We start from the raw sequence: 4,331 nt of genomic DNA on the forward strand, positions 1-4,331 counted from the left end.
ATCTACGATCTCGAACGCGATCGATGGCGATAGTCACGGATAAACGGGGAATACTGATTAGTAGGTAAATTTATCGACCGAACATCACTAATAATTAGTTACAGCACATGGAATATATACCTGGCATTATCGCTTATTTTATCGGTGGCTATATGTGCTGTGTGAGTAGAGTCTTCATCTGGACAATTGCCTCTCATTGGTCAAAAATCTGGGTTGCTGATGCCAGTCAAGCTGATAGTCAAGTTCTCTCATTAACATTTATAATCACACTGTTGCTGGTATCGGGATTTGCCGTATTGGTGTGGTCGATCGCCAATCACATCAATTACAAATTTACCGAAAAAGGCTTTCTAGCTAATGGTGCGGCAGGGATTGCCATTGCGATCGCTGTCGGTCAAAATAGTTGGCTCGGTGAAATTGCGGCAAAAATGACTTATGCAAATTAACGATCGCTAACTATTAATTGCTATATTTATTTTTGTTCTAAGTGATAGCGCAATTGACTGCTGGCAATATCAATGCAAGTTACAACAACGAGCAAAACTAACATCATTGTTGTGGCTTTATTATATTCAAATCCACGAATATAATTGACTAATTCAAATCCAATTCCCCCAGCCCCCACCACTCCCAACACTGAAGCAGCCCGAATATTATATTCAAACATATATAATGTATAACCCCACAACAGCGGCAAAACCTGTGGCATCACTCCATATTGGGCGATTTGAAACCAGGAAGCACCACTGACTTGCAGTGCCTCTAGGGAATAACGATCGACAGACTCGATCGCCGTTTGGTAGAATTTACCCAGATAACCAATCGTATAAATGCCCAATGCCAGCGTGCCTGCTGGCGCGCCCAATCCAGTAGCGGCGACAAATATTAAGCCCAGGATAATCGACGGGATCGATCGAACGGCATTTTGGACAAAATTGGCACACCAGCGCACCCACCACGGCACTAAATTATTTGCAGATAAGATCGCAATCGGCAGCGAAATAATCGCCCCGATTGTCGTTCCCCACAATGACATCTGAATCGTCTCTAATAATCTCGCCCACGCGACATCAAGAATCGATAGATCGGGCGGAAATAACCGCGAAATAAAATCAATGATGTTAGCACCACTATCTTTTAAAGCTTGCAGATCGACTTGTAAACCATTCCATGCCCAACTATAAGCAATAATAACTGCGAAGAAAATCAAGATTTTGACGATCGAACGCCCGATGGTTTCACTCCAGTACTTAGCTTTCAATTAATTGCTCGAATTTTGGGTTGAGATTTTGACTGCTCCCATGATAGACTACTCGACCTCGATCGACAACAATCGCAGTCTGGGCATAAGTACTCGCCAAGGCTAAATCGTGCAAAACAGTTACAATTGTCATGCCGTCGCGATGTAGATGAGCGAGAGTTTTCATCACTTGTTGAATGGCAATAATATCCAAGCCTGTGACTGGTTCATCGGCCAATAAAATTTGCGGAGATCGCATCAAAGCTCTCGCAATTGCCACTCGTTGTTGTTGTCCCCCACTCAATTGTCGAGTAGATATATCCACAAAGTCACTCATCCCCAATCGATCGAGTAATTCTATTGCTGTCCGCCGTTCTTGGGCTGGAAATCCCGTCAATGTTTGCCATCCCGAAAAGGCACCTAATTTACCGCACAGTACGTTATCGAGAGCAGACAATTGCGGAATTAAGCCCCCACCCTGAAATAACATCGCCAGCGGTTGGCGTGCCTGTTTCCGAGTACTCAGGGTCATCGGGAGATCATTAACGGCAATCTGCCCCGATTTAAGTGGCAATAATCCCGCGATCGCTCTGAGCAAGCTAGATTTACCGGCACCATTCAATCCCAGAATGGCGACAAATTCACCACGTTTAATCTTACAGTCGATCCCATCTAAAATCGGTCGATTACCAATTTTGGCCTGACTGACTACCGCCTGACAAACTATGGCTGGGGAAAGATCGGGCGATATTTGCTGTCGATCGCTCTCGATCTGGCTACTGATTTCACTCACTTGATTTTTACCGCACTCAAAGAACTAGCAAACCTAATTTTGCTGGTAGCCGATCGGATTGTCAGCCCGAGTGGAGATTACTACCTATTCTACCAGCTAAAACGACTCACCAATGACGATTTCAAGGTTTCATCCCAGCTTGTTGCAGTGCAACTTTTGTCGGCTGCAAGTGTGCATCGCCATTGACTTTCACCAATTTGGTAGAGTTATAAAGGGCGGTTAGTAATTGATTATTAGCAGGTTGATTTAATTTCAGCATTGCCGCAATCAACTTATTACGATCGCCAACAGAGACATCATCATCGATCGAGATCCCGTGGGCAGGTACGCCAGCAATACTATATAGTACGCGCAAATTACTAGCTTCAGCAGCCGTAATATAGGGAGATCCCAAAGCATATTCTGATACTACCGCAACATCAGCTTGACCTTTCAATACTGCCTGGAGAGCTTTATCATAGCTGCCACCATAGGTTACTTGCCCAAAGAAACCATTCAAGCGATCGCGATCGGATACTAATTTCTGTTGCACCAACTCAGCCACAGGGAAAATAAAGCCCGATCCCGAAGTAGGTGATGTAAAGGAGATTTTCTTGCCTTTGAGTTGAGTCAATGTATCTTTACTCTGCCCAGATTTGAGCGAGCTATTTTTGGGAACTACGAAAACTGACTTATAGGTATGTCCGCCAGAATAATTCGACCTAACTTCGGCTAAGTATAAACTCGCATTTGCTAATTCTTTGGCTTTGAGCGCAGAACGACTACTCAAGAAGGCGACATCCGCGCGATTGGCACGTAAGGCTTCTACCGCAGCCGTGTCATCACCAAATACTGCTTCTACAGGTTGTTGCAATTCTTTACTAAGAAACTCTGTAACAGCTTTGGCTTTGGTTTGCAAATCTGTCGATCCAGATCGAGTGGGAAAGACAATCTTGATCGTCTGGGCTTGCGCATTTGCTGGTGATAACTTTAACGCGCTAGCAATCGGCCCGACGATTTGTCGAATGTTCACAGCCACTACGCCAGCTAAAATGATTGAGGCAATGCCAATACCGAATTTTAATTGCTTATTCATCGATCGCCAATATACTTTTTAATTAAGGAACATCTTATTGAGATAATATCTCATTACTGAGCTGGTGTAAATAGATATTGGAGCGATTCGAGCGATCTGGATTAACCTGCTTGCTGGAGCATCTGTCGATCTGCCAGGGTTGCGTTAGGATAAAGTGTCTCTAAATTCGATCCAGATATGGCCAGAGTGCCAACCCTCACTTACGATCGCGGCACCTTGCTCTTGCATCCACCACCACGCGGTAGAGGCTGGATGGAGTATGCCACCTGGGACGATCGGGTGGAGAAATTTCGGATTCCCGGTAATCACTATCGTCACATCGTCGAAGTCCTCCAACACGAACAGACGGACTTCATCGACAAAGCCAAAGCCTTTGCGGCACTCGAACTAGATTCCCAACTCCAGCTCGAACCCTACCCCCATCAAGCCGCCGCACTCCAAGCCTGGAAACGGGCAGGCAGGCAGGGTGTAATTGTCTTACCGACTGGTGCGGGTAAAACCCTCGTCGCGCAGCTTGCAATGGCTGCTACCCCCCGCAGCACGTTGATTTTGGTACCGACGATCGATTTGATGCATCAGTGGTACGCACAGTTATTGACGGCGTTTCCAGGGACAGAAATTGGATTACTTGGCGGCGGTTCGCGCGATCGATCGCCGATTTTGATTTCGACTTATGATAGTGCCGCGATCCAAATCGAATCTTTAGGCGATTTATATGGATTATTAATCTGCGATGAATGCCATCATTTACCGACAGATTTTTATCGCGTCGTGGCCGAATATTCGATCGCGCCTTATCGATTAGGATTGAGTGCTACCCCCGAACGTAGCGACGGCAAACATCAAGATTTAGATCTATTATTAGGCAAAGAAGTCTATCGCCAAACCCCTGCCGATCTAGCGGGTTCGGCGTTGGCTCCCTACCGAGTCGAACAGATCGAAGTGAAATTAAGCGATGAAGAACTCAGTCGTTATCACAAATTAATTGAGGAGCGAGATATCTTCTTACGCAGCCAAAAAATCTCATTTGGGAGTATCGATGGTTGGCAAAAATTCATCCGCGCTAGTTGTCGATCGACTGAAGGCAGACGGGCAATGTTGGCACATCGTGAAGCCAAGGAAATTACCCTGTCAACGAATGGGAAACTGCGGATTTTAGCCGAGATCCTCGAACGCCACTATCCCGAATCCACATTGATTTTCACCAGCGATAATGCCACAGT

General features: G+C 45.7%; 5 protein-coding genes. 2 read left to right on the forward strand and 3 right to left on the reverse strand.

Going from position 1 to position 4,331, the window contains the following annotated elements; all coding sequences use genetic code 11:
* Window positions 1–107: 107 nt before the first annotated feature.
* Window positions 108–446 (forward strand): hypothetical protein, encoded by a 339-nt coding sequence (locus RMO27_RS06835; RefSeq protein WP_309730883.1) that lies wholly within the window; start codon window positions 108–110, stop codon window positions 444–446.
* 26 nt (window positions 447–472) lie between these two features.
* Here the strand turns inward: RMO27_RS06835 and phnE are convergent, their stop codons facing one another.
* From phnE to RMO27_RS06850, 3 genes are all read right to left on the reverse strand, one after another.
* The gene (gene phnE, locus RMO27_RS06840) at window positions 473–1,234 is read right to left on the reverse strand and encodes a phosphonate ABC transporter, permease protein PhnE (protein WP_396133632.1); all 762 of its coding nucleotides are present in this window, start codon (window positions 1,232–1,234) and stop codon (window positions 473–475) included.
* A gap of 16 nt (window positions 1,235–1,250) precedes the next feature.
* The gene (locus RMO27_RS06845; RefSeq protein ID WP_309730885.1) at window positions 1,251–2,033 is read right to left on the reverse strand and encodes an ATP-binding cassette domain-containing protein; all 783 of its coding nucleotides are present in this window, start codon (window positions 2,031–2,033) and stop codon (window positions 1,251–1,253) included.
* A gap of 121 nt (window positions 2,034–2,154) precedes the next feature.
* A complete protein-coding gene (locus tag RMO27_RS06850; protein ID WP_309730886.1) occupies window positions 2,155–3,108 on the reverse strand; it encodes a phosphate/phosphite/phosphonate ABC transporter substrate-binding protein in 954 nt (317 codons plus the stop codon).
* Between the two features lie 177 nt (window positions 3,109–3,285).
* On the opposite strand from RMO27_RS06850, the gene RMO27_RS06855 reads away from it, so the two are divergent.
* A partial coding sequence (locus tag RMO27_RS06855; protein ID WP_309730887.1) for a DEAD/DEAH box helicase family protein occupies window positions 3,286–4,331 on the forward strand: 1,046 nt, incomplete at its 3' end.

The sequence above is a fragment of the Chamaesiphon sp. OTE_75_metabat_556 genome (genome assembly GCF_031378165.1).
Lineage (GTDB): Bacteria > Cyanobacteriota > Cyanobacteriia > Cyanobacteriales > Chamaesiphonaceae > Chamaesiphon.